Raw genomic sequence first — 22,338 nt, forward strand, 5'->3', positions numbered from 1 at the left:
GCCTTCTCTTCGCATCGCTTCTGGCGATGCCGCGCCTGAGTTGCGAAGCAACTCGTAAGTGCGCCCTTCAAACCCCTCGCTTCGCCGGGTTTCTCAGGTGTGCTGCGCGGTTTGCGCGCGTCCGGACGGGCCGGATTATCGGGACGATACCACAATAGACATTGCGCGCAATGGTGGTATTTGTTATCGTCTCACCTATCGCGTTGGTGGGTCTGGCCGGTCCCTGCTGGGACTGGTGCCTGGTCGGTCTGACTTTGCGTTAGCCGCCGGCAAGGTGTGTGGGCGTGTCTAGGCGGTTGGTGTCTCGCAAAGGGGGTTTCCATGGCGCGTAAATCCATTGAGGAACGGCTGGCCCAGCTTGAGGCGCAGCGCAAGTCACTGCAGGCACGCTTGTCGAAGGATGAGCGGGCCAGAGACACGCGCCGCAAGGTGCTGCTGGGGGCGCTGGTTCTGCATCGTCTCGAAGAGGGCCGCGAGAGCAGCGCGGACTATCTGCGCGACTTCATTCTGCGCGAGCTGCCGGGGTTCCTTACACGCGACATTGACCGGCGTCTGTTCGAGGATCTGATCGGTCCGGGCAAGACCGGCTAGGGACTCTATTGGGGGGCACGGGGATGATCAGTTCTGTCCTTCTGGTGCTACGCGCACTTCGCAAGGGTCTGGTTCGGGCTTTGCGTGATCCGGTCTGGGCCTTTGTCTGGATTCTCGCGGCGCCGTTTCGGGTGTGGAAGCACGTTGTTGTCGCCCTTGTTTTGTCCTTCGTGATTTTGATTTTGCTGGCGCTTCTGTCTGAGTGGGTTGAGGGGCGTCTGGCTTTAGTTGGGATCGGCGGAAAGCCTCTGCGGCGGGTGCTGGATCTGATCGTGGTGGGCATCCTCCTTGCCGTACTCTGGCGTCTTCTCATTAAGCCCCTTCTCGATCATCTGGATGAGGGGGATGGATCAGACACCCATGGCTCGGCGCGCTTTGCTGAGAAGCGGGAGATTGCGGCCTTTTCTAAGGTCCGTGAGGGGCTTCTGATCGGCCGGGATATGCATAGCGGCAAGCTCATCCGCTATGCTGGCCCGGCCCATCTTCTGACACTGGCACCGACGCGGTCGGGCAAGGGCGTGGGGACCGTTATCCCGAACCTTCTTGTGCAGTATCGTTCCGTCGTCTGTGTCGATCCCAAGGGGGAGAATGCCCGCATCACCGCCCGCGCCCGCTCAGCCTTCGGGCCGGTCTATATTCTGGATCCCTTCGGGGTGACGGGAATACCCTCGGCTTCGTTCAATCCGCTGGCGGCACTTGACCCCAACAGTCCCGACATTGCGGAGGATGCGGCGCTGCTTGCCGATGCGCTGGTGTGCGATGCCCCAGGCACCGCCGGGGAAGCGCACTGGAACGAAGAAGCCAGGGCCCTGATCACGGGGATTATTCTCTATATCGCCACCGAGGAGTTTGGGCACCGGCGCAGTCTGGCGACCTTGCGGGAGTATCTGACACTGGATGTACCGGAGTTCATGGCGCTTCTATCACAGATGCAGGACAGTGACGCCTGTCATGGGCTGATCAGGCGGGCCGCGAACCGCCACCGGTCCAAGGCCGATCGGGAGGCCGCAGGCGTCTTATCCTCTGCCCAGCGGCACACGCATTTTCTGGATAGTCCGCGTATGACGGAGGTGATGAGCGGGTCGGATTTTGCTTTTGGCGATCTGAAGCACTCTGTGGCCACCGTGTATCTCGCTCTGCCGCCGGATCGGCTCGACACCTATGCGCGCTGGCTCAGGCTCCTTGTGACGCAAAGTCTGACGGAACTGGTGCGGGCAAGGCACCGTCTCCCCTCGCCCGTTTTGTACCTGCTGGATGAGTTTGCGAGTCTCGGCTATCTGTCCTTCGTAGAGCGCGCCATGGGCCTGATGGCAGGCTATGGCGTACAGCTGTGGCCTATCCTTCAGGACATCCATCAGTTACGCGCCCTCTATGGTCAGAGGGCCGGCACGTTTCTGTCGAACGCCGGAGTGCTTCAGGTCTTTGGCGTCAACGACTATGAGACCTCACGGCTGGTGTCGGATCTGCTGGGACAGGAGACCGTTAGCTTTGAAGCGAGAAACCGCAATCTCGATTCCGATAAGAGCGGCATCTCCTACAGTGGGCATCACACCGGCAGGCCCCTTCTGACGCCTGATGAGGTGCGTCGGATGCATCCGGATACACAGCTCCTGTTCCTCAATGGACAACGCCCCATTGTGGCAACCCGGCTCCGGTACTATGCTGATCGCGAACTGCGGGGCCTTTTTGATGCTGGCTGATAAGCTCGAACACCTTCCGGATGTGAAACGTCGCGAACTGACCCGTGTCGTGCAGATCCTGTTTGACGAGTTCGAGGATGCGACAAAGACCGCGCTCTCTGACAAGCGCAAGGCCGGGCGGATTCTCAAGATCATCCTCTTCGGGTCCTATGCCCGCGGAGACTGGGTTGAAGACCGCTCTTCCGGTTATCGCTCAGACTATGATCTCCTGATCGTCGTCAACGGTCAGGCCTTTACCGATCTGCAGGACTACTGGGCCAGGGCCGACGAGCATCTGATCCGCGAATACACCGTAACTGAGCATATCCGCACCCCGGTCAACTTCATCGTGCACAGCCTGGCCGAAGTGAACGATAACCTCGCCAGAGGCCGGCCCTTCTTCGTCGATATCGCCCGCGACGGCATCATGCTGTATGAGGCCCCGGGGCATCCGCTGGTGGCACCTAAGCCGCTGACAGAGGCAGAGCGGCTGGCGGAGGCCAGGGGGCATTATGAGCAGTGGTTCCAATCGGGGAGCCAGTTCATCGAAGCTGTCGAATTCCATAAAAGCCGCGGCCATTCGAACAAAGCAGCGTTCAACTTACATCAAGCCGCTGAAGCATTTTACCATTGCGTACTGCTAACGTTATCACTGTACAGCCCCAAGAGCCATCGCATCACTATGCTTAGCTCCCAGGCAGAGGCATTGGATGACCGTCTGAGGGGCATTTGGCTGAACGATACAAAACTGCACCGCCAAGCCTTCGATCGGCTGAGGCGCGCGTACGTCGAGGCCCGTTACTCAGCAAGCTACAGCATAGGTGAAGACGAGCTGGAGTGGCTTAGTGAGCGGGTCGAATTGTTGCAAAAAACGGTAGCGGCCGCGTGCCAGGAACGTCTGGTATAGGGCCCTGCTTTGTTTTCAAGGGACTGGAGCCAAAAAATGCATAACCCGCTTGATTACGGATGCGGGACGCACGCTTTCCCCTTTGCCTGCTTCACTTGCAGGAAGTCGTTCAAGCGGCCATTGGTCAGCCTTGCAAAACCACGATCTATGGGAAAGTCGACCCGCACAGAGTTTGAGCGTTCTGCGAGGCAGTTTGAACGTCAATTTAGTCACAAGTGCCCGCACTGCGGCGGCGTGGCCCACTTCATGGGCCGCGATTTCAAGGCCCCGAAAACACCGGACAAAAAGGCATGGGCTATGGTTGAAAAGTTCATCAATTCCGGCAGGACCTACCATCACAGAACGGCGGTCGAGGACCTGGACCTGCAGGAGCGGTAAATGGAACTGCAGAATAGTGCCATGTTTTGGTCCATGACGGAACAGCGTCTAGGGGCAAACACGAAGAGCATTTTCAAGGATCAGACTCTGGAGGTTAGATTAGTCAATGATGCACGCAGTTTGAAATTAATCCTGCTTGCGCAACGCAACGACGAAGTCGCCGCTGGTGGAATGGACTTCGAATGGTACACTCAAGTGGCTGGCGGTGCCATAATGACAGCCGCGGCGTCCGTCCTACATCGACCAGTCAACCGACCTGATGGAAGATATCTCGGACCGAATATGGGGAGCTGGTCGCCATTTTAACCGATCCTTATCCCGAGCCGGTAACCAAAAGCATGGCCTACGACCCGGCAACACTAGACCTGCTAGTTAACAGACTTATGGGAACGCTGAACCGCGCTGTAGGTTAAACCGAGGTCATCCCAGTTTCTCGGACGGAGGAACGGCGCAACGGCGCGCCGAATGGATTTTGATGGGAAAAAGCTGGCTTTGATGCCCAACCTTGCCCGCAGCTTCTCGACTTCCCAAGGGCACTTGCAATGATTATCATCCAACAAGCTACCGCATGAGTGCGGTCAAAGGGGGTACGTTTTGGACGAGATGGACAGCTTTAGCTCCGGCGCCCTCGGTGCCGGTACACCGGCCTCCGTCTTGTCGCGGCGGGTGTTTCTTCTAAGCACTGCTATGAGCGCTACGGCGGCTGTCGCCTTTGCCACGCCTCAGGAAACGGGCTTCATCGGTGCGGGGATTCCCGTAGAAATAGGCAAGGGCTATCGCATCACGTCCCATATTCTCGGCGACACGCGTAGGGTTAACATATCCCTGCCCACCGAATATCCCGATCCGGCAACCGCTCACAAACGCTATCCGGTCATTTATCTCCTCGACGGCGGAGACGGCTGGCAAGATTTCGCGCACATTGCAAGCCTGGTTCAACAGGGTGGGACATGGGGGGCCAACGCGCCCGTGATCGTTGTGGGCATCGAAAGCAAGGACCGCAAGGCCGAGCTCACCACGCCCTCGACCGATCCAGAGGAAAAAAAGGATCTGCCGACCAGCGGAAAGGCCGATCTTTTCCGCCGCTTCATGGTCGAAGAATTGAGGCCTCTGGTCGATGCAGCCTACCGCACAGACGGAGTGAACGCGATCATGGGTGAGTCGCTAGCGGGCCTGTTTGTGGTCGATACCTTTCTGCGCTTTGGCGGACAGTTTCAGAAGTACATCGCCGTCAGCCCCAGCTTATGGTGGGACTATGGCAATCTGTCCAAAATGTCCGATTCATTATTGAAGACGAAGGCGAAAACGCCGCGAACTCTGTGGCTTTCCATAGGCAATGAAGGCGGCGCCATGCAGGCGGGTGTAGATCGTCTGGTCACGGCGCTGCAAGGCAACCCGGCCGATAATCTTATCTGGGCCTATCATCCGCTCAAGGCGGAAAGCCACGCGACCATCTATCACCCGGCGGCAACGCAAGGGGTCCGTTTCCTTTTTCCTGGTGACGCCGGATAACCAGAAAGCAGCAGAGGGAAGCCATATCTTGAACTGACCAAGCCCCTTGTTAGGAGGGTCCACCTCGCGCCCATACCGGTCAGCCATCCATGCCAACGCCGCTACATACTCCCGATAGCGGAAGAGAAGAGATAGTCGGTTAGTTCCGATTAGGAAACCGTAAGCGGCGTACTGATCTTCCTAACCCTAGCCGCATCCCTGTCGGGCCTACGCACGAGCCATGCGATTGAGCCAAAATAAAAACCAAGCACGGCACCGATACCCAATTCGTTCCACCTCACCTCGAGCGGCCTATTCCAAGCGCCGTTGTAGCCTTCGAACGGTCTTAAAGTTTCGCTGGCTAGCAAAAACAGAGCAGAGCCCATCAAAGCCGCCAGGACTGCATTTGGTAGAAAGCTTGTCTGCCGTAAAGCTTGAAGTGCCGCCTGGAGCGGCATTCCTAGAAATACCATGATTAAAAATACAACACCGCCCCCCATCAACATCATCGGCGCGCCGCTTATCACTCCCTCCACGGCTAACGCCATGCCGTGCTGGAGGCTCACGCTCTGCGAGAGTTGGAGAACGACAGATGCCGAAAAAAAGACGAGCCAAAGTGCGGCACCGGACAACGCGCTTATCAGGCAGGCGTACGTTGAGCGTAAGGCCAGAACAAACATATCTTCAAAATTGATCATGTAGCCACCCATGGATGCAACGTTGTAACGCGTACGAGGGCTTGCGTCACCTATCGACATCAGGGGCATAAACTTGCCATGTAGGCGTGCGGGAATGTGCTCGCCTCCGGCTGCCTGTACGTGGGCAATACCTGCGGCTATGAGCGATGGAACCGCTTCGGCCTAGGAACTCCGATAGGTCTGCAAGGAGTTTAGAGATAGGTGGACCGGATGCTGCACCGGGATGCACAAGTCGCGCTTGCGCCCACTGCGGTCATATGTCGAGTTAATGACCTGACCGCCCGTAAGCGGTCATCACCGTCCCAGTTTTCTCCTACCAACCGGACCAAGACATGGGGCAACGTCGCTGCCCTCATCGCCTAAACGGCGCGCGTCAAATAGCATGCGACGAAAATGCGCGCGATCACTCATCTCTTGGAATTAGAATAGTCAGAATTCTGGTCATTTAACAGCGCGTTTTCGCGCAAAACATTTCGCTTTTATTTCAGTGTACCGGTTGAGCTCGACCTCAACAGCATCCGAGTTTGAGGTAGAGTTAAGCTTGAGATCCGCCAAGCGGACAGCGACAGGACTTAAATTCCTGTGGCAGTCTTCGTTGATCTTTCGAAACTGCCGATAAATATCAATAGCCTGCCCAACATTTACCGTGCGCTGTTTTACAAGCGGCTCGCCCCGGAACACCGGTAAGACCTCAAATCGGTAAACCAATACATACTGAACGAGAAGCTCGCGGTCTTCCGGTTGCAAACGTCGTAAGATTGGCTTGAGTTTGCTATCGCTTTCAAGGACGGATGGGGTGAGCGTTCGCTCGCGGACATCCCCGCATCCCGCAAGAAGCAATGAGCATAATAGACCGATGGAGCTCGCTTTAATATACATTCTTTACCCTGTCGCGCTCGCTACGATTGCATCAGCACAAGCGACGGTCAACCGCCTTGCGCCCGAAGCGGAAGTCGGCCCAATGGCCACAGCTGCATTAATCTCGGGCTGCCACATCTCGCTTCAATAGCAGCTTCGCGGCCTTCGCTGTCTTTCCACCCCCCTTTATCATACTAAGGGATGCTCGCGCGTCTGGGCTCAACGGCGCCGCAGTCAGGGCTTGCACTTCGAGGAGAACCTCAAGAATTACGAAGCTATTGGTTTGATGGTGATCGAGTGTCGGAAGCCATTTTTGCACCACGGAACCGATCACTGCAGCATGAAGGGGCGAGACCTGTATGACCGTCGCTAAGCTCTGACCCATTCGGTTAAGTTTAAGCCACTCTCCCTCAGCTACCCGGGAGACGGTCGCTACAAAAAGATCAGGATCGAAGAGCCGGCTATCTATACCTTCGATCAGCGCATCCACGGCTAGACCTTTAACGTCGGCGTCGCGCGCTGCCAGGCCGAGACATAGTAAGAGATGTCCAGCTTCGCGCCAGGGCCGGTTTTTCTGGAACAGCGCGTAAAAGAACCCAAACCGGGGGCCCCAGGTGCCGCCGGCCTCATCGATATTTGTCGCCAATCCCTTTACCGCTTTCATGTGCACGGCTGAAGGGTTTTGTGGCCAAATGTAAGCCAACCATCGGGTCAGCCACACGGCATAGAGTTCATACTGTGTGTACCAGTGGCGCTCTTGTTCGATTCCTCGAACCAATGCGGCGGACGGCATCGCTTCCCACGACGTGGCGAGCGGATTGCTCACCGCCTGGGCTAAGCCGGCAAGAAAGCCACCCGGCTTCTCCGGCTGCACAGCACTCGTAGCGCCCGTGGAAATGTCGAACTGCGGAAATCTGAACGTTTGATTTTGGAAGGTTTGCTTCCTATGGGTCGATTGCCAGTGGTATTGCGCCGGCACAAGGCTGTCCATCCATCGGTCAGAAAGCTTCAGTGCTTCGAACTCGGCGCGCCAGTCCTTGTACGGCGCCCGGCATCTTGCCGCGGATATCCAGGCGGCGTAGCCGCTGCGGTCTGCTTTTTCGGGCATCTCCTTCCCGCCCAGAGCAAAAGCCGCGACCCTGCGTAAACCGTCGGGCAGACCATCCAAAGCCGGCAACGCATCTCTGCGGTTATCGGGAGCCAGCCTCAGCAATGACAGGCGTAAATCCATGCTGCCGATTGCGTCTTCGCTTGAAACCTGATGCAGACGCTCCACCCAAACCAGCGGATCGATCCAGCCGCCATTGTGTGTCGGGGCGGACAAGACCACGAATGGGTGTCCTCGAGCGACGCGCTGTGCCAGCTCTCCCAGATGGGCGCGCAAAGGTACGAAAGCTTCATAAGCGGTCTCGTGACTCTCCGGCTTTCGTGCCGTGTCGACCAATTGTCCGCTGATCCACGTACCCAGGAGATCCAATAAGGCTCCGCCAATACCGAAGGGCACCACAACAAGGCCCTTATTACTTTGGGCTTGAGTGCGTTGGCGATGAAGCAGGGGCGCAATACGATCGGGGAAATCGGCAGGCTTATCGCCCGCGAAACGGCCTATGGCATCTATTATTCGTTCCACCTCGTCTGGGGACTCGACGACCTCGACCGCGTGAAACAGCGCGTCAATCAACTCATCGACTGAGCCAATGGGCGTTAGGCGGTCTTCGGGGAAAAGGACATTATGATCGTTGATATCCGCGGAGATCACGAAATATGGAGACGCGTCGACGACAGAAGTGCGCGCGGCCGGTATCGTCGGTTCGGTGTTTGACTGCCGCGCCGATAGAAGCGCCGACAGCCTTTGGCGGTGACTGGCTGCCAAGAAGGCTTCCATATCGCCGAGCGCATCTAGCTGCAAGTTATTCAAGCGAGAAGCACTTTTTTCCAGAAGGGACAAGGCTTGTCCCTGAACGTCTGCAGCGGCATGGCGCAGCGCCTCGCTTGCAGTCGCCAGGGCCAGGGGCTCAAACTCGTCTTTGCGGGCAAGAATGCGTCCGATAAGCTTGAGTGCTGCAGACGCGTTGCCTTTGCTGTCGCCAATAAGCACCAGTTGTAATTCGCCAAGGAGAGCGCCGGTGTCCAGCACTCCGTCCTTTTCAATTTCGTTTAACATGTCCAGCGCGAATTTCGCGACATGGCCTACGCGGTGACACAGCAGAGCGATATAGTCCGGTTGATGCTGAAGCCGCTCGTCGCGACTAGGTGCGAGCCGGCGGTAGAGGCTATGGAAGCCGGACAACTGGTTCTGTTTGAGATCGAGCCTTAGGCCTTCCAGAATGCTGGTTAGCAAATGCCCACGGTCAACGTGGCCTTCAGCCGACAATTTCACCAGCGCATCTGGCCAGGTCTCGTAGTTCGAAGGGGCTCCATTAGTCAGCCAGCTATTCGTATTGAACGCTATGCTTTCGACGCGAAAGAGGGCGCCGATATCCTTGAGCATGTCCGGGTCGGCCAGCAACTGTTGGCTGATCGGAGGAACGATTTCACCGCTATTGTGCCGGGGCAGACGCATCAGGTGAGACGCGAACAATTGGTAATAGCCGTCAACCTGCGGCTTGTTGCATAGGCCGTTATTGATCCACCGGCGGACCGTATCGAAATTCAATCGGTGGAAGGGTTCATCCAGCGAATACGCAAGCCAATCATCGAGCCATTCAGGCCTTCGATCCTCGATAATGCGTTCAAGGACCTGTTGGTCTTCATAATGGATGGTTACGCCTCGTTTTTTCAGCACGGAGCCGGGGCACAGACCAAATAGAGCAAGCGTCGCACCGCGATTGTGAGGGGTGTACCAAAAGTCTCCTCCTCTACCGGAACGTGGCGCGAGAAAGGTTTTCAGCCGGTCAGACGCATCCGGCGCGACTTTGCTTCGGGTAAGCTGGGAATGGAGCTTTTGCGCAAACCCTGACAACTTAGCGCGGTCTTTTTCGGAAAGCGGAGCCAACGCCTTTTGCAATAGCGAATGGTCTTTCGGGTCCAGGATAAGCTGTTCAAGGTCGTCAGGTGTCATTGAACGTCCATGCTCATGTCGTCGTCGTTGATCAAAGATGCGGCAAGAACGTGTTTGCACGGCCCGCGTTGGCCTTGATATTTGCTGAACCAAGGACAGGTGCAGTTTGACAGACCTTCCGAAAGACGAACGCGGTGCGTTGTCCCAGTGCCCTGGACGGCATAAAGACCATCGCCGTCCAGCCGCATTACCTTGCCGTCGGCAATAAGCTTCCGGGCATTCAGCAGACGCGGTTGCATGTCTTCAACCGTGGCAAGGTCGAAGGGCAACTCGCGATGAAAATAGTGTTGGGAACTGGCGTCGAAACCTGCAAGTCCTCGGCTGCCCAAAACGGCCAGTGCTGCCTCGATGTCGGCCGCGTCGAGGCCCAAATTCTGCGCCAGTTGGTTTGCGTCGAGTTGCGACTGCCACTTCAGGCTGGCCCGCACCTTTGCGATGATCAAGTCTGACGGTGGAGCCGCCAACGCTGAAAGGAGCTGACCTTCTCCGGAAAAGCCGCGAAACACGTCTGGGCTGATCAAAAGGAAAAAAGAGCCGGTTTCAAAGCAAACCTCCCAGGCACTGGCACCGCTACTATCATCAGCCCAAACTTTAAGACTGCGCGCGCGAACCAAAAGCGGCTCGATCACTTTGACGCGGTGCGTACCAAGCAAGGGCACCGCACCGGCTTGCGGTCGCTGGCTCAGGCGGATCGACCGGGCGGCGGAGACGGCGTAGCTCGGCATCTTGGGCTTTGACGCCTTCGGTAAGGACCGAACGAAAGCAAGCGCGTCAGCAGCTCCCACCTCCATCTTCAATTCAAGGCGTGTCTGGTAAGCCTGAACCTCGCTGAACCCCTTTAGCCAACGTAGAGGCAGTTTGACCTTTTTCTCAACGATGCGGTCTTCATCCTTGCCGAGAACGACTTCGTCAGTACCAACTGAGAACTGGACCTCATCCTGGTCGCGCACGCGTAACAGAGCGTTGCGCATAGGGGCATTAAAATCGACGTTTGTGGTGCCTCGGCCGTGGCATTCGCCGTCGAACAACGACTCCGGTAGGTCGACGCGTGCGTAGACACCGCAACACCCGCTAAACCCCTCGAGCCGCAACAGATGTTCATTGCTAGTCAGCACGGGATCGAGCAGGGCCGGGCGAGGGAGAAAAAAATGGGTCCGGACGATATCGCTAAGGACATAGAGCATCTCGCCCATCAGTCTGGGCTTACGCACCCTGCCATCAAAGAAATGGGGTCGTGAATGGTCCGCGCCGCATGTGGCCAGCGAAAGTAGAGGTTTTCCGCCTGCCGTCAGTTCTACCCCGGATTGGAACCCGTACTGATAGGTAAAATCAATTGCCGTCGACACGTTTGCCCCCTCGCCGCAGTGACACTTAAGTACAGTCAGGTAAGTATGACAACACCTAAGCTATCGGGATGCTATTGCCGTAGGTCGTCGGAATGCCTCCTCCTGGAACGGGCCGCTATCGGCGCCGGGTCCCGAGAGTCGGGTGAGCGCCCGAAGCGGTCATTGCGAGGTCTAGCCCATAGGCAACCCGTAAGCAGACATCGCGACGGCCCCGACCAATCTACTCCCGAGTAGAGCCCCCGGCAAACTCGGAGCAGTTCACTCTGACCTCGGGACATGCCTCAAAGCAACATCTATTGACAGGTCAAGCACTCCTGATAATCGGTCTTGCCTACCCCCAACGTCGATATCCTGCCCCTGCCTTCCGAGCCAGCAAACGCGGCGCGCTGCACCGATTTGGAACGCAGATAGTAGAGCGACTTGACGCCCTGTTCCCACGCCGTCCAGTGCAGCATGTGCAGGTCCCACTTATCGACATCACCCGGCAGGAAGATGTTGAGCGATTGCGACTGGCAGATTTCCGGCGCACGGTCGGCGGCCAGTTCCACCACCCAGCGCTGGTCGATTTCGAAGGCGGTCTTGAAGATGGCCTTTTCGTCTTCGCTGAGAGCGTCGATGTGCTGCACCGAGCCTTCGTGTTCGACGATGGAGTCCCAGGTTTCCGGCGTATCGAGACCCTTTTCGGCCAGCAGGTTTTGCAGGAAGGGGTTTTTCACCGCAAACGAGCCCGACAGGGTCTTGTGCGTATAGATGTTGGCCGGGATCGGCTCGATGCCCGCCGAGGTGCCGCCGCAGATGATCGAGATCGAGGCGGTCGGCGCGATGGCCAGCTTGTGCGAGAAGCGTTCCATCACGCCGCGTTCTTCGGCGTCGAGGCAGGGCCCGCGCTCCTGAGCCAGCTTGACCGAGGCCTTGTCGGCTTCGCGGCGCAGGTGCTTGAACAGGCGCATGTTCCACGACTTGGCCATGGCCGATTCGAAGGCCACGCCCTGCGATTGCAGGAAGGAGTGGAAGCCCATCAGGCCGAGGCCGACCGAGCGTTCGCGCTGCGCCGAATAGACGGCCGCCGACATGGCGTCCGGGGCCGACTGGATGAAGTCTTCCAGCACGTTGTCGAGGAAGCGCATGATGTCTTCGATGAAGCGCGGTTCGTCGCGCCATTCGAGGAAGGTTTCGGCATTGACAGAGGACAGGCAGCACACGGCGGTGCGCTCATGCCCCAGATGGTCCTTACCCGTGTGCAGCATGATTTCGGCGCACAGGTTCGATTGCTTGACCTTAAGGCCCAACTCACGCTGGTGCGGGGCCATGGACCGGTTCACCGTGTCGGCGAAGATCAGATAGGGTTCACCCGTCTGCATGCGGATTTCGAGGATCTTCTGCCACAGGGCGCGCGCGTCGATCAGCCGCATGATCTCGCCGGATTTGGGCGAGCGTAGTCCGAACGGGCTACCATCTCGCACTGCCAACATGAACTCGTCAGTAATCGAGATACCGTGATGGAGATTGAGAGACTTGCGGTTGAAGTCGCCCGACGGCTTGCGGATTTCGAGGAATTCTTCGATTTCCGGGTGATGGATGTCGATATAGACGGCAGCCGAACCACGCCGCAGATTACCTTGGGAGATGGCCAGCGTCAGCGAGTCCATTACCCGAACAAATGGAATAATACCTGCCGTCTGCCCCCCGGCCCTAACCCGCTCCCCGATGGAGCGCACGCCGCCCCAATAGGTGCCGATGCCACCGCCGTTCGAGGCCAGCGCCACGTTCTCATTCCACACGCTGACGATGCCTTCGAGCGAGTCGGGCACCGAGTTGAGGAAGCAGGAGATGGGCAGGCCGCGCTTGGCGCCTCCGTTCGACAGGATAGGCGTAGCCGGCATGAACCACAGATTGGCCATGTAGGTGTATATTCGCTGGGCGTGCTCGGAGTCATCGGAATAGGCCGTCGCAACGCGGGCGAACATGTCCTGATAAGTCTCACCCGGCAGAAGATAGCGGTCATCGAGCGTCTTTTTGCCAAAATTGGTCAGTTTGGCGTCAAGACGCGGATCCGTAACCACAGATTTGACCAATCTGAATTCCGGAGCCTCCTTCTTTCTCACAGTAAGGGGCTTATTCGGCGGCGGCTTGGACGTCCCGTTGTCGGTCCCTGTATGACTGTTCAGGACAGGCTTCGCTTTACGTGCAGGCCCCGCAGACGGTTCCGCATCCTCAGGTTTTCGCAGCGACCTATTGAACAGCCTGACCGCTCTCTCAGGGTCAGGACAGGCGTCACGCAAGGCCTGAAGTTTGTCGACCAAGGATTCAAAGGCGAACGTCGTGACCGGCTCTTCCAGGTCCTCCCAAGGCATGGATTCTTCAAGTACCGAAACGCGTACGACATCTTCCTCTGAGGAGGAGACCAATAGGTCGCTATTGTGAGTTAGAGTGGACATGATCACACCTTAGTTACTTATGTTTCGTGCTACTGAAGCAATACGGAGCCAGGTTCTCTGAACCTGTTTTGGATCCCATTGCAGTTCGCGCGCTATTGCGGTGCAGCTATAATGGACGTCTCTTATAACGATCCGAAGGACCGCCATAACTTGTTGATTTTTACTAAATGCATTGAGCAAATCTATTCTCAGGTCACTGATGACGATATACTCGTCCAAATATTGACCTTTAAATCTATTGGAGGTGTCCTGATAGGTTTCGACTTCATCTGTATGCGTGGTGGTCGTAGCTCTGGCAGAATGCACCAGCATATTTATACGACTTCGGATGTGGCCTCTAGCGAAGGTTTCCAAATCAATAAGCTCGATGTTCCATATCCGCTTCACCTTGCCTCCGGAAACGTTGGCAAAGGCATCGAGAATGGCGTCTTGAACGAAATCGTCCGGGTCAGGCTGCGGACAGTACTTCCATGGATAAAGTTTGATCTGATAGCGGGCGTACGCGCCAAGTTTTCCCATCAATCGAAGGAGAAGCTTGTCATCAAATAGGGGGAGTGCCCTATCCGGCGGTCGCGACTTACGCGGCTCATCGGGAGGGACCGTCTTCGCCAGTGCGGCCGACGTGTCAAACCCTACAGGCAAGGATGACTCAGCCGAATGAAGTGGCCCTGTCGGCACCGTATCGGCGGATGGAAGTTTTGTCATGGCACAACCCTCCTACATATACCTATGCAGTCGAACGCCAACTTTTTCACGCCCGGAACGAGAAAAAATTAAAAAAATATTTACCGTAAAAACACCCAGCCCGAACTGCATAGGGATTCAGGAGGATCGCCCCTCCGCACGTATTTATAAGATCGGCAGGTGTCATCATGCTGAGCAACAGAGACGTTAAGACTCTATATCAAAGATGCCTGACAGATGGCATCTACAGACATATTGATGAGGTCGTTTCAAATGATTTGTTAACTTCTCAGTATACACAGTCCGCGCTAAATGCCGATTTGGAATGTAATTCTCTCCTCAGTGCAGATGTTTATTTAAACCTCCTGTCAGACACGGAAGCCGCAACCGCCTTCGAGGAATCATTCCTACAGCCACTAACACCTTTGCCCGCGGACGAAGTGCCCAGCGAACCGCTTCCCTCACTCGATGGGTGTGAGGATACGTGTCCGGCCGTGTGGTTTCGCAAGCGCCTGCAAGCGTATGATCGCCGCTTTCCGGGTGATCGCCTCGATCCACGAAACGACAAAGACCTGCGCGATACCGTCTGGCGCTTTACGACCCACGTCAACGCACAACTTTCAACCTATTACGTCACCGTACGTCGTCGAAAAAGCAGCCTGAAGCTGTGGCACTTTTCGCAACCCGTTTTGTGGTTTGCCATGGCCTGGACGACGCCTCTGGTCGAGACCTTAATCGCGCGACTAATCGCAACAAAGCAGGCCACCTACCAGTTTCTGAGCGTCATCTCACCCACCCTGCCCTGCCTCCTTGCCATTATACTCTTTCTGATAGGCCTACTCATTGAGCAACGCGTTCGCTTGAAGCATCATTCCTATCGCGAAGGTTTTGCCGCCGAGATGGTGGCTATGGCGACGGCATTGGGCGCGCAGATCGCCCTGCGCCAAGAACGCATCCTGTCCGTCCTCGGCCGGTTGCTGGAAACGATGGCGCGCCTGCGGGCGACTCACTCGGCGCGTGAAAATACAGACCAAATCCGTTGCAAGTTAACCCGTCTGTCTAGCTACTGCCTGCACCTGCGCGCACGGGCTCATGCCAATAACGCAGTCGTCAAGGATCAGATTTTCAATATAAAAATCGCTGTCCGCGGCCAACGAGCCGAAGCCCTATTCAGAGGGCGTTATTTCAGATGGGGACAACCCGGCGATCTTTTATTCGGACTCTCTAAACGCACTTTTGTGTTGATCGGGCTAGCCATATACGTCGCTTTGTCTGTCGCTACGGCCATATTCATGACCGAACGCTTTTACGCTCACAAGCTGCCGATTGAAACATTGCCTGCTGCTTACTGGTTACTGGCCATTACCGGCATGGGCCTCATCTCATTTGCCTCTGCGATCATGAAGGCTATGGCGCTTGACGATCACTTCGATGACGACCTGGACACGGGCGTTTCTGCAGGCATCGAAGCCAGCCTAAGCGCCTATCTCAAGGACAGGCAATACCAAGCCACCCAAGCTGATATCTTCCGTCGCATGACCGAGCTACTAGCCGAACGTGCCACTGAAAGAGCCATCAGCTTCACGATCGCTCACTCAGACCTTTGACCTCGCCGCAGGAATCCCTTGGTTCCGTTGTATAAATCATGGCTTCGATTGGCCACTCAATGCGCGCCTAGACCTGTCACTTTGGATCCTTGAGACCTTGCGGCTCAGTATCGTTCCATCTCCTCTTCTCACGTCGATTGTTTTGCCGACTTGTGAGGATTGGATACAGGAAGAGCCGGAAAACGCTGAAGCCCACCTTCGGCTTGGAAAGGTAAATCCCTCAATTGCCAGGCAGGAGTTCACTTTAGCTCTCGCGCTAGCGCCTGAAAATGAGGAGGCGCGTGGGCGACTATCCCCGGCGACCCGGCATGGCAATCCATCCGATCGGTTAGGCATCTTCGCGCCCTTACCGGACATTGCGAAGTCGAGCCGATAGGCCGTCCGTTAGCCGACATTGCGACGGTCGAGAAGCCCACTCACGATTAATCGCTCAGGCAAATCCGGTGCGGTTCAGCCGCAATCTATCTACCATGGTGCCAAATTTGCGCACAATCTCGTGCTAGGGTACGGGAACCGTAATTCTTGTTAACCATATGACCTTAAAAGCTGTACCTTTAAGGTCTTTCGACTCAGGCGAAACTGGACAAAAATGGCTTCGGCGCAACAGCTCATCGGACTGATTAAAAGTCATGCTGAAGGCGACGCGGATCGGTTCTTCGATCTGGCGATGCAATTGGCTGCGTCCGAGGATCAGAAGGGGCACCGGCGCTTGGCAGAACAACTTCGCGGTTGGGCCGAAGCCGGCAAAGCGCCGCCGACGGTTACCGCCTCGGTGCCTACGCCCTTGGTGACTCCTCGCGGTGATCTCGCGGGGCTTCTGTCCGCCAGCTATCCGGAAGTTCGTCTGAGGGACGTCATTACGTCCGAACATATTGATGATGAGCTGTCGCAAATCGTCTCCGAGACCAAAATGACAGAAGCGTTGGAGCGCAAAGGCCTGCGGCCTCGCCGTCGTCTTCTGCTGTCGGGGGCGCCAGGCACCGGAAAGACGCTCAGTGCATCGGCGCTTGCCGGTGAACTGAAGTTTCCCATGTTCACCGTGCTGCTACACGGCCTAATCACAAAATATATGGGCGAGACCGCGCAAAAACTGCGCACAATTTTCGATGCCGTAAGATCATCTCGGGGCGTCTACCTGTTCGATGAAATCGATGCCCTGGCCGCCACCCGCGGCGGCGGTAACGATGCGGGTGAGGCACGCCGCATCCTCAACTCCTTCCTGCAATTCCTCGACGAAGACACAGGCCCCTCATTGATCGTGGCGACAACCAACCTGCCCGATATATTGGATCGCGCCATTTTACGACGCTTTGATCTGGTGTTGAGCTATGAACTTCCGACCACAGATGAGATTTACACGGCTATGGAGCGTCGCCTGACGGGTTTTGACATCGGTCCTATCAATTGGAGTCAGGTCACCGAGGTCGCGACCGGGCTGTCTACGGCTGACGTTATAGCTGCAAGCGAGGACGCAGCACGCCGAGCGGTATTGAATCATTCGGAGCGAATCGAAACATCCGCTATAATTGCCTCTTTGGAGCGTCGTCGACGGCTCCACGGAATTGGGGGCAAGCTAAATGCCGAGAAACCTACGGCACTTCGTACTAAGCGGACTAAGCGTAAATCAGACCTTTAAAGGGCCGCGAGGCGGGGGCTCGAAGTCGGGCTCAGACGTCACCGACCGCGCACTGCACGCACAGTCTCTTCTGGCCTTACTCGACAAACTACCGAACCCCGTCTTGGAAGGCAGGCCAGGGGTATATCTCGACATTCAAGGCCGCGCCGGCGAGGAATTGGTAAAGGCCAGTCTCGACAAAAGCGGGTTAAAATTGCTCACCTACCGTGAAGCTGATCCCCTTCACGAGCAGGAAGCCCAAGCAGCCGTCTTCGCGACACCGAAAGGCCTGGAAAACCTTAAAAAGAAGATTACCGATTTCGAATCCAAGGACAGGTCGAAGACGAAGGAGGACGGCACCACCACCACGAAACCAGCCAATGCTGCCCTCGTCCAGAGCATTGGATCGATCGTCGAAGCGGGCTTAAGGGTTCTTTGGCGGAGCCCGCAGGCGATCTTTCCAGACGAGAATGGTATCAAAGCCTGGGAGATCTGGCTGGACCGGGAGACAGCGGAAAACTTTATTGCACGTGCGCCAGCCGCCGGCATCACAATCTCTACCGACCGACTGACCTTTCCTGAAGATACCGTCATTTTGGCTCATGCCTCACGTGATGTTCTCGCCGCCGCCATCAAAATCTCTTCCGAGGTCAAAGCTCTGGCCGCACCGGTAATAACTGCTGCGTTCTTTGACGAAATGCCAGCGCAGGATCAGCACGACTGGTCCGCGGACCTCCTACGGTTGGCAACGTTTAATCGTGCCCCTGACGCGGGTCGACTAACCCTCCTCGACACAGGCGTAAGCCTCGCCCACCCGCTCATAGCCCCAGCCCTGCCCTCGGCACATCGCCATTCCGCCGATCCAGCCTGGAGTCTAGAAGACAATCAGGGGCACGGGACGCAGATGGCAGGGTTATGTCTCTACGGAGACCTGACTTTCCGCTTACAGGCCGTCCAGCCGTTCACGATCAACTACCAATTAGAATCGATCAAAATCATTCCAGATGCCGGGCACAATCCACACCACCTACTCGGAACCGTCACATCTAACGCCATTGACTTTGCCGAAGCGACCGGCGCACGGCGTCGAACCTACGTGATGGCTAGCACGACCAAAGATGACACACCGCATGATGGCGCCCCCACCTCCTGGTCCAGTGCACTCGACCAGTTGACCAGCGGCGTCCTTGGCCAGATGCCCGTTCAGCGCCTCATGATCGTCTCTGCCGGAAATTCCGATCAAAGACAGTTTTCCCGAGCCCCGTACTTGCGTACCTGCGACCACGAAGACAACGAAATCGAGTCGCCCGCCCATGCCTGGAATGTCATCGCAGTTGGCGCCTACACCACTAAGACCGTAGTGCCTAACAAATCTGCGCTCGCGCCGGCCGGTGACCTGTCGCCCTCATCCAGAACCGCCTCGTGGTCCAGCCACTGGCCGATCAAACCCGATGTTGTTATGGAGGGAGGCAACTGGGTCATCATGAATCCGCCACCACACTTGCAGCATGAAGACCTGTCCTTGCTCACCACCAGCCGCGGCTATCCGCAGACCGTGTTTTCGTTAAGCCACGACACAAGTGCCGCCACCGCGCTTGCGGGGAAAGCGATCACCGAACTTTGGGCAGATTATCCCTCGCTTTGGCCAGAAACCATCCGCGCCCTCTTTGTGTCGTCAGCCAGATGGACGCCTCAAATGCGATCCCATCTTTCGCAGAATCCGCAGAAGGGATCATACAATCTTCTCTTCCAGCGTTATGGCTATGGTGTGCCAGACTTGGATCGCGCGCGTCGTAGTGCCTCCAATGCACTGACCCTGATCATTCAGGACCAAATCACGCCCTACAAACAAGGCGGACCAAAATCAGCAAATCATGCGCATAATGAAATGCGAGCCATTACCCTCCCCTGGCCAACGCAAGCACTGCGGCGGCTCGGCTTACATCCAGTAAAACTTCGCGTTGCCCTCAGCACCTTCGTCATCCCTAACCCGTCAGAAGCCGCACGTGGCACGAAATACGGTTACGCTTCACACAATCTCCGCTTCCGTCTTCGACGTCCTGGTGAAAAGGATGCTGCCTTCTTCGCGCGCGTCAGCAGGGAAGCCTTGGCGGATGAAGAATTCCCTGTCGCGAATGATGACTCCGACAATTGGACATTCGGCTCTAAGCGACGCGACGTCGGCTCTCTTCACGTAGATGAGCTTGAAATCCCAGCTTCCGACCTCGCACGGCGTGACCTGCTGGTGGTTCATCCCGTAACTGGGTGGTGGAAATTTAAGTCGACCCCGTTTCCGGAAACAAAAACGGCACGCTTTGCGCTGATTGTAGAGATCGATGCTGGCGATGTGGACATCGATCTCTACACGGAGATTGCGCAAGCCATTGCCACACGCAATCTGACTGTAGTTACCGCCTGATGGCCTAGGCACTTCGCGCCCAAAGGCGACATTTCGGAGTAGCAGCAAAATCCCATTACCGGACATTTGGCGGGTGTCATCAGATCCCGTTATCGGACCTACAGCGGCTAACGAAAGCTCGCGTTTTCGACCTTCACTTGAGCTTGTCTCTCTGATGCTACGCCTTGGTCGATGCGCATAAATTTCCAGCAACTTTCCGATGATCGGGAGTATCGTTTGGAGGCGACCTGAATTATGATATGAGGAACTATTGTTTCCCATATTCATTCTTAAGTGGGAACACTACCGATGAGGCTTCACTCGGTCACAGGCTGGCATGACTCCAGTTCCGAAACTGTCTTTTTCTACAGTTGCCGCTTGGCTGCTCCCTTTAATGTTCACGTTGCACCTCGTGGCACACACGATCTTCATGCAGGTCGCGCCAACGCAACTATGTACCTATCACAACGAACTCGAACGGGAATGCGGAGATGGTCACTGGAGTTTGGCCATGGAAACATTGCTATTTATAGAGGCATGGATTTCTATCGCCGGAATGGCAGCAGCGATATTCGTATTATTGAAGGGGAACCTCAAACTCTGGGGCAAAATGGGTCTACTTTTCTCGTCGATACTCGCCTTGATGATCTTCGCGGACGCGGCCTACTACTCCGGTGATCATTAGGCTCAGAGGGACATCACGACCCCATAACCGCTAGACGGTCGCCTCAGTGCCCTTACCGGACATTCGGCGGCTGCCGAAAGATCCCATAACCGGACGTTTCCGAGACGAATAAATGCTCCTAGCTTCAAGCTATCGTTGATATCAAAGGGGGTCGTGTTATCAGTAGGTATGGGATTTGGGATATCAAAGAAATCATAAATAAGAGTTTCAGAAAATATTGGACAAAATTAAATGAATAAGGAGTGGTCTCCATATCGTGTAATGAAACTATTAGAAATTGACATGCCAAATGGGGAGGATCGTATTGATGAGGTGTTAAATCACTTTTATAAATCGGAAGATTGCCTTGTTTTAAAAATGTCTATTTTATCGAAAAACGAAATAATTTCTCGGCGCGCTCTTTATATAACGTCAGAATTGGGAATAAAGTGTTGCTCCTGTTTGTCCGCCATATTGAGAAATGTAAATCACCCTCATGAAAAAGCTAGATTATTTGTTTTAAGTTCTATTTTTGACTGTATAAATTATTTAAATTCCTCCGACATTTGTGTTCTTTTTTCCATGTTTGACGATGTTTCAGATCTCGTCAAGGGGAGTCTGATTTCTCTATTATCTAAAATCGACGCGAATTTGATTTGCGAGGGGGCAAAATTGTTTTTGGCCTCTAATAAATTGGATTTAGATGCAGAATTATTATTTACCCCGGCAATTGTAGATGAAATTATTCAAATGCTAAATAAATCCAATCGTTTTATTTTGTTCTTGGGGTATGTGTTTTTATTGAAGTTTCATCTATCTGGGGAAGATATCTCAAGCGTCCTTGAGCTATGCGATGTTCCCAAAATTGTACGCGAGTTGCTCTTCGCGTAAAGTGAAACCGTAAATTTGTGCAATTCTGGCCCTCTTGAGGTCGATTTTCGCGTCCAGCTCGCCCCCTAACCGCCTGCAATGCAAGATTGCCACTTCCGCTCTTCGCGGATGTTTTGGTGCTGCCGATGTCGCCTTCGAGCCATTAGGCACCTGCGCGCCCACTGCGGACGTTCCATGAACGCTAGAAGTCTGGTCCGATAGCGGACCTCCAACCGCACCCTTGGGACAATCACCTGTACGGTAGCTAAATCTTCTCAGAAGTTGGAGCCTCCGGCAAATCTGGAGAGGTTCAAACCCCTTAAAGGAAAACTGAAAAACACACTCGGAATTCGGCCTGGCTTGGCCGCCGCCACGGTGATAGCCTCGACTTATTGACATGGGAGGCCGCCTTGCCCGCAAGTTCAACAAAAATATCGAGAGTGGACGGAGACGACTTCGTCGAACTTATTTTGTGTATCGAGAAAGATTTCGGAGTCCGTTTCGCTAATGACGCGTTCGGAGACTGCTTGACCGTTGGCGACGCATTCGATGTCGTCTCGGCGAAGTTGCCTCGCTCGTTGACATCTGGTGGCATGTGCCCAAGCCAGATGGCATTCTATCGGCTGCGCTCTGCCGTGGGCGACAGAACCGTGCGGCCTGACACACCACTCTGCAACATTGCGGGATTGTCCTACGCAAAGTTACGGCAAGTTTTAGAGGCGGACGGATGGGCCATGCCTCCGCGGAACCCCACCGCCGCAACTCTAGGATTTTCGCTGCTGGCGGCGATTGCTACGGCGGCGGGGCTCTGGTCCTCCGTCGGCCCATGGGCGCTTATGATGGCCCTTGTTGTACTGTTCATGATGGTTCAATTGCTACATTCCCGCGTTTTCACGGTCGGTTGGCCGTCAGCGCGCACCCTTGGGGACGTGGCGCGCGAGGTGGCATATCTCAATACCAATAGGCTGCTCTTGCGCGGCGCAAGCTATAGCCACCGGATGTTGTGGGACCGGTTTGCGACTGCGCTGGGCAACGACGCCCGCAGGCCAGTCG

Annotated in this window: 17 protein-coding genes; 11 read left to right on the forward strand and 6 right to left on the reverse strand. The window is 55.7% G+C overall.

What is annotated here, in order from left to right; translation table 11 throughout:
- Nucleotides 1-321 precede the first annotated feature (321 nt).
- From AACH73_RS18305 to AACH73_RS18330, 6 genes are all read left to right on the forward strand, one after another.
- Nucleotides 322-591 carry a mobilization protein gene (locus tag AACH73_RS18305; protein WP_338736444.1) on the forward strand — a complete coding sequence of 90 codons (270 nt, stop codon included), beginning with the start codon at nucleotides 322-324 and terminating at the stop codon, nucleotides 589-591.
- A gap of 23 nt (nucleotides 592-614) precedes the next feature.
- Nucleotides 615-2,291, forward strand: a complete 1,677-nt coding sequence (locus tag AACH73_RS18310) for a type IV secretory system conjugative DNA transfer family protein (RefSeq protein ID WP_338736445.1) — start codon at nucleotides 615-617, stop codon at nucleotides 2,289-2,291.
- Nucleotides 2,251-3,177 carry a HEPN domain-containing protein gene (locus tag AACH73_RS18315; protein WP_338736446.1) on the forward strand — a complete coding sequence of 309 codons (927 nt, stop codon included), beginning with the start codon at nucleotides 2,251-2,253 and terminating at the stop codon, nucleotides 3,175-3,177. The genes AACH73_RS18310 and AACH73_RS18315 overlap by 41 nt, the downstream gene beginning before the upstream one ends.
- Nucleotides 3,178-3,324: 147 nt before the next feature.
- Nucleotides 3,325-3,555 carry a hypothetical protein gene (locus tag AACH73_RS18320; RefSeq protein ID WP_338736447.1) on the forward strand — a complete coding sequence of 77 codons (231 nt, stop codon included), beginning with the start codon at nucleotides 3,325-3,327 and terminating at the stop codon, nucleotides 3,553-3,555.
- The gene (locus AACH73_RS18325; protein WP_338736448.1) at nucleotides 3,556-3,861 is read left to right on the forward strand and encodes a hypothetical protein; all 306 of its coding nucleotides are present in this window, start codon (nucleotides 3,556-3,558) and stop codon (nucleotides 3,859-3,861) included.
- A gap of 297 nt (nucleotides 3,862-4,158) precedes the next feature.
- A complete protein-coding gene (locus AACH73_RS18330; protein WP_338736579.1) occupies nucleotides 4,159-5,067 on the forward strand; it encodes an alpha/beta hydrolase-fold protein in 909 nt (302 codons plus the stop codon).
- 149 nt (nucleotides 5,068-5,216) lie between these two features.
- Here AACH73_RS18330 and AACH73_RS18335 read toward each other — a convergent pair whose 3' ends face one another.
- From AACH73_RS18335 to AACH73_RS18360, 6 genes are all read right to left on the reverse strand, one after another.
- Nucleotides 5,217-5,744 carry a hypothetical protein gene (locus tag AACH73_RS18335; protein WP_338736449.1) on the reverse strand — a complete coding sequence of 176 codons (528 nt, stop codon included), beginning with the start codon at nucleotides 5,742-5,744 and terminating at the stop codon, nucleotides 5,217-5,219.
- Nucleotides 5,745-6,185: 441 nt separating this feature from the next.
- The gene (locus AACH73_RS18340; protein WP_338736450.1) at nucleotides 6,186-6,623 is read right to left on the reverse strand and encodes a hypothetical protein; all 438 of its coding nucleotides are present in this window, start codon (nucleotides 6,621-6,623) and stop codon (nucleotides 6,186-6,188) included.
- 97 nt (nucleotides 6,624-6,720) lie between these two features.
- Entirely contained in the window at nucleotides 6,721-9,663 is a 2,943-nt protein-coding gene (locus tag AACH73_RS18345) for a DUF6493 family protein (RefSeq protein ID WP_338736451.1), read from the reverse strand.
- On the reverse strand, nucleotides 9,660-11,009 hold the full coding sequence (locus tag AACH73_RS18350) for an SWIM zinc finger family protein (RefSeq protein ID WP_338736452.1): 1,350 nt from the start codon (nucleotides 11,007-11,009) through the stop codon (nucleotides 9,660-9,662). The genes AACH73_RS18345 and AACH73_RS18350 overlap by 4 nt, the downstream gene beginning before the upstream one ends.
- A gap of 293 nt (nucleotides 11,010-11,302) precedes the next feature.
- The gene (locus tag AACH73_RS18355) at nucleotides 11,303-13,084 is read right to left on the reverse strand and encodes a ribonucleoside-diphosphate reductase subunit alpha (RefSeq protein WP_226746271.1); all 1,782 of its coding nucleotides are present in this window, start codon (nucleotides 13,082-13,084) and stop codon (nucleotides 11,303-11,305) included.
- Nucleotides 13,085-13,456: 372 nt separating this feature from the next.
- Nucleotides 13,457-14,152: a hypothetical protein gene (locus tag AACH73_RS18360; RefSeq protein WP_338736453.1), complete on the reverse strand. Its 696-nt coding sequence runs from the start codon at nucleotides 14,150-14,152 to the stop codon at nucleotides 13,457-13,459.
- A 167-nt stretch (nucleotides 14,153-14,319) separates the two neighbouring features.
- On the opposite strand from AACH73_RS18360, the gene AACH73_RS18365 reads away from it, so the two are divergent.
- The 5 genes from AACH73_RS18365 (at nucleotide 14,320) to AACH73_RS18385 (ending at nucleotide 21,306) form a co-directional block, all read left to right on the forward strand.
- A complete protein-coding gene (locus tag AACH73_RS18365; protein WP_338736454.1) occupies nucleotides 14,320-15,738 on the forward strand; it encodes a hypothetical protein in 1,419 nt (472 codons plus the stop codon).
- A gap of 589 nt (nucleotides 15,739-16,327) precedes the next feature.
- Nucleotides 16,328-17,374: an ATP-binding protein gene (locus AACH73_RS18370; protein ID WP_338736455.1), complete on the forward strand. Its 1,047-nt coding sequence runs from the start codon at nucleotides 16,328-16,330 to the stop codon at nucleotides 17,372-17,374.
- Between the two features lie 103 nt (nucleotides 17,375-17,477).
- The gene (locus AACH73_RS18375) at nucleotides 17,478-19,772 is read left to right on the forward strand and encodes a S8 family peptidase (RefSeq protein WP_338736456.1); all 2,295 of its coding nucleotides are present in this window, start codon (nucleotides 17,478-17,480) and stop codon (nucleotides 19,770-19,772) included.
- A 316-nt stretch (nucleotides 19,773-20,088) separates the two neighbouring features.
- A complete protein-coding gene (locus AACH73_RS18380) occupies nucleotides 20,089-20,436 on the forward strand; it encodes a hypothetical protein (protein ID WP_338736457.1) in 348 nt (115 codons plus the stop codon).
- Between the two features lie 231 nt (nucleotides 20,437-20,667).
- Nucleotides 20,668-21,306 carry a hypothetical protein gene (locus tag AACH73_RS18385; protein ID WP_338736458.1) on the forward strand — a complete coding sequence of 213 codons (639 nt, stop codon included), beginning with the start codon at nucleotides 20,668-20,670 and terminating at the stop codon, nucleotides 21,304-21,306.
- The last annotated feature ends 1,032 nt before the right edge of the window (nucleotides 21,307-22,338 follow it).

This window comes from Asticcacaulis sp. DW145 (genome assembly GCF_037101385.1).
In the GTDB taxonomy this organism is placed as follows: Bacteria; Pseudomonadota; Alphaproteobacteria; order Caulobacterales; family Caulobacteraceae; genus Asticcacaulis; species Asticcacaulis currens.

Coding starts and splice junctions, on each gene's coding strand:
- AACH73_RS18305 (WP_338736444.1), top strand. CDS start 322: ATGGCGCGTAAATCCATTGAGGAACGGCTGGCCCAGCTTGAGGCGCAG.
- AACH73_RS18310 (WP_338736445.1), top strand. CDS start 615: ATGATCAGTTCTGTCCTTCTGGTGCTACGCGCACTTCGCAAGGGTCTG.
- AACH73_RS18315 (WP_338736446.1), top strand. CDS start 2,251: ATGCTGATCGCGAACTGCGGGGCCTTTTTGATGCTGGCTGATAAGCTC.
- AACH73_RS18320 (WP_338736447.1), top strand. CDS start 3,325: ATGGGAAAGTCGACCCGCACAGAGTTTGAGCGTTCTGCGAGGCAGTTT.
- AACH73_RS18325 (WP_338736448.1), top strand. CDS start 3,556: ATGGAACTGCAGAATAGTGCCATGTTTTGGTCCATGACGGAACAGCGT.
- AACH73_RS18330 (WP_338736579.1), top strand. CDS start 4,159: ATGGACAGCTTTAGCTCCGGCGCCCTCGGTGCCGGTACACCGGCCTCC.
- AACH73_RS18335 (WP_338736449.1), bottom strand. CDS start 5,744: ATGATCAATTTTGAAGATATGTTTGTTCTGGCCTTACGCTCAACGTAC.
- AACH73_RS18340 (WP_338736450.1), bottom strand. CDS start 6,623: ATGTATATTAAAGCGAGCTCCATCGGTCTATTATGCTCATTGCTTCTT.
- AACH73_RS18345 (WP_338736451.1), bottom strand. CDS start 9,663: ATGACACCTGACGACCTTGAACAGCTTATCCTGGACCCGAAAGACCAT.
- AACH73_RS18360 (WP_338736453.1), bottom strand. CDS start 14,152: ATGACAAAACTTCCATCCGCCGATACGGTGCCGACAGGGCCACTTCAT.
- AACH73_RS18365 (WP_338736454.1), top strand. CDS start 14,320: ATGCTGAGCAACAGAGACGTTAAGACTCTATATCAAAGATGCCTGACA.
- AACH73_RS18370 (WP_338736455.1), top strand. CDS start 16,328: ATGGCTTCGGCGCAACAGCTCATCGGACTGATTAAAAGTCATGCTGAA.
- AACH73_RS18380 (WP_338736457.1), top strand. CDS start 20,089: ATGACTCCAGTTCCGAAACTGTCTTTTTCTACAGTTGCCGCTTGGCTG.
- AACH73_RS18385 (WP_338736458.1), top strand. CDS start 20,668: ATGAATAAGGAGTGGTCTCCATATCGTGTAATGAAACTATTAGAAATT.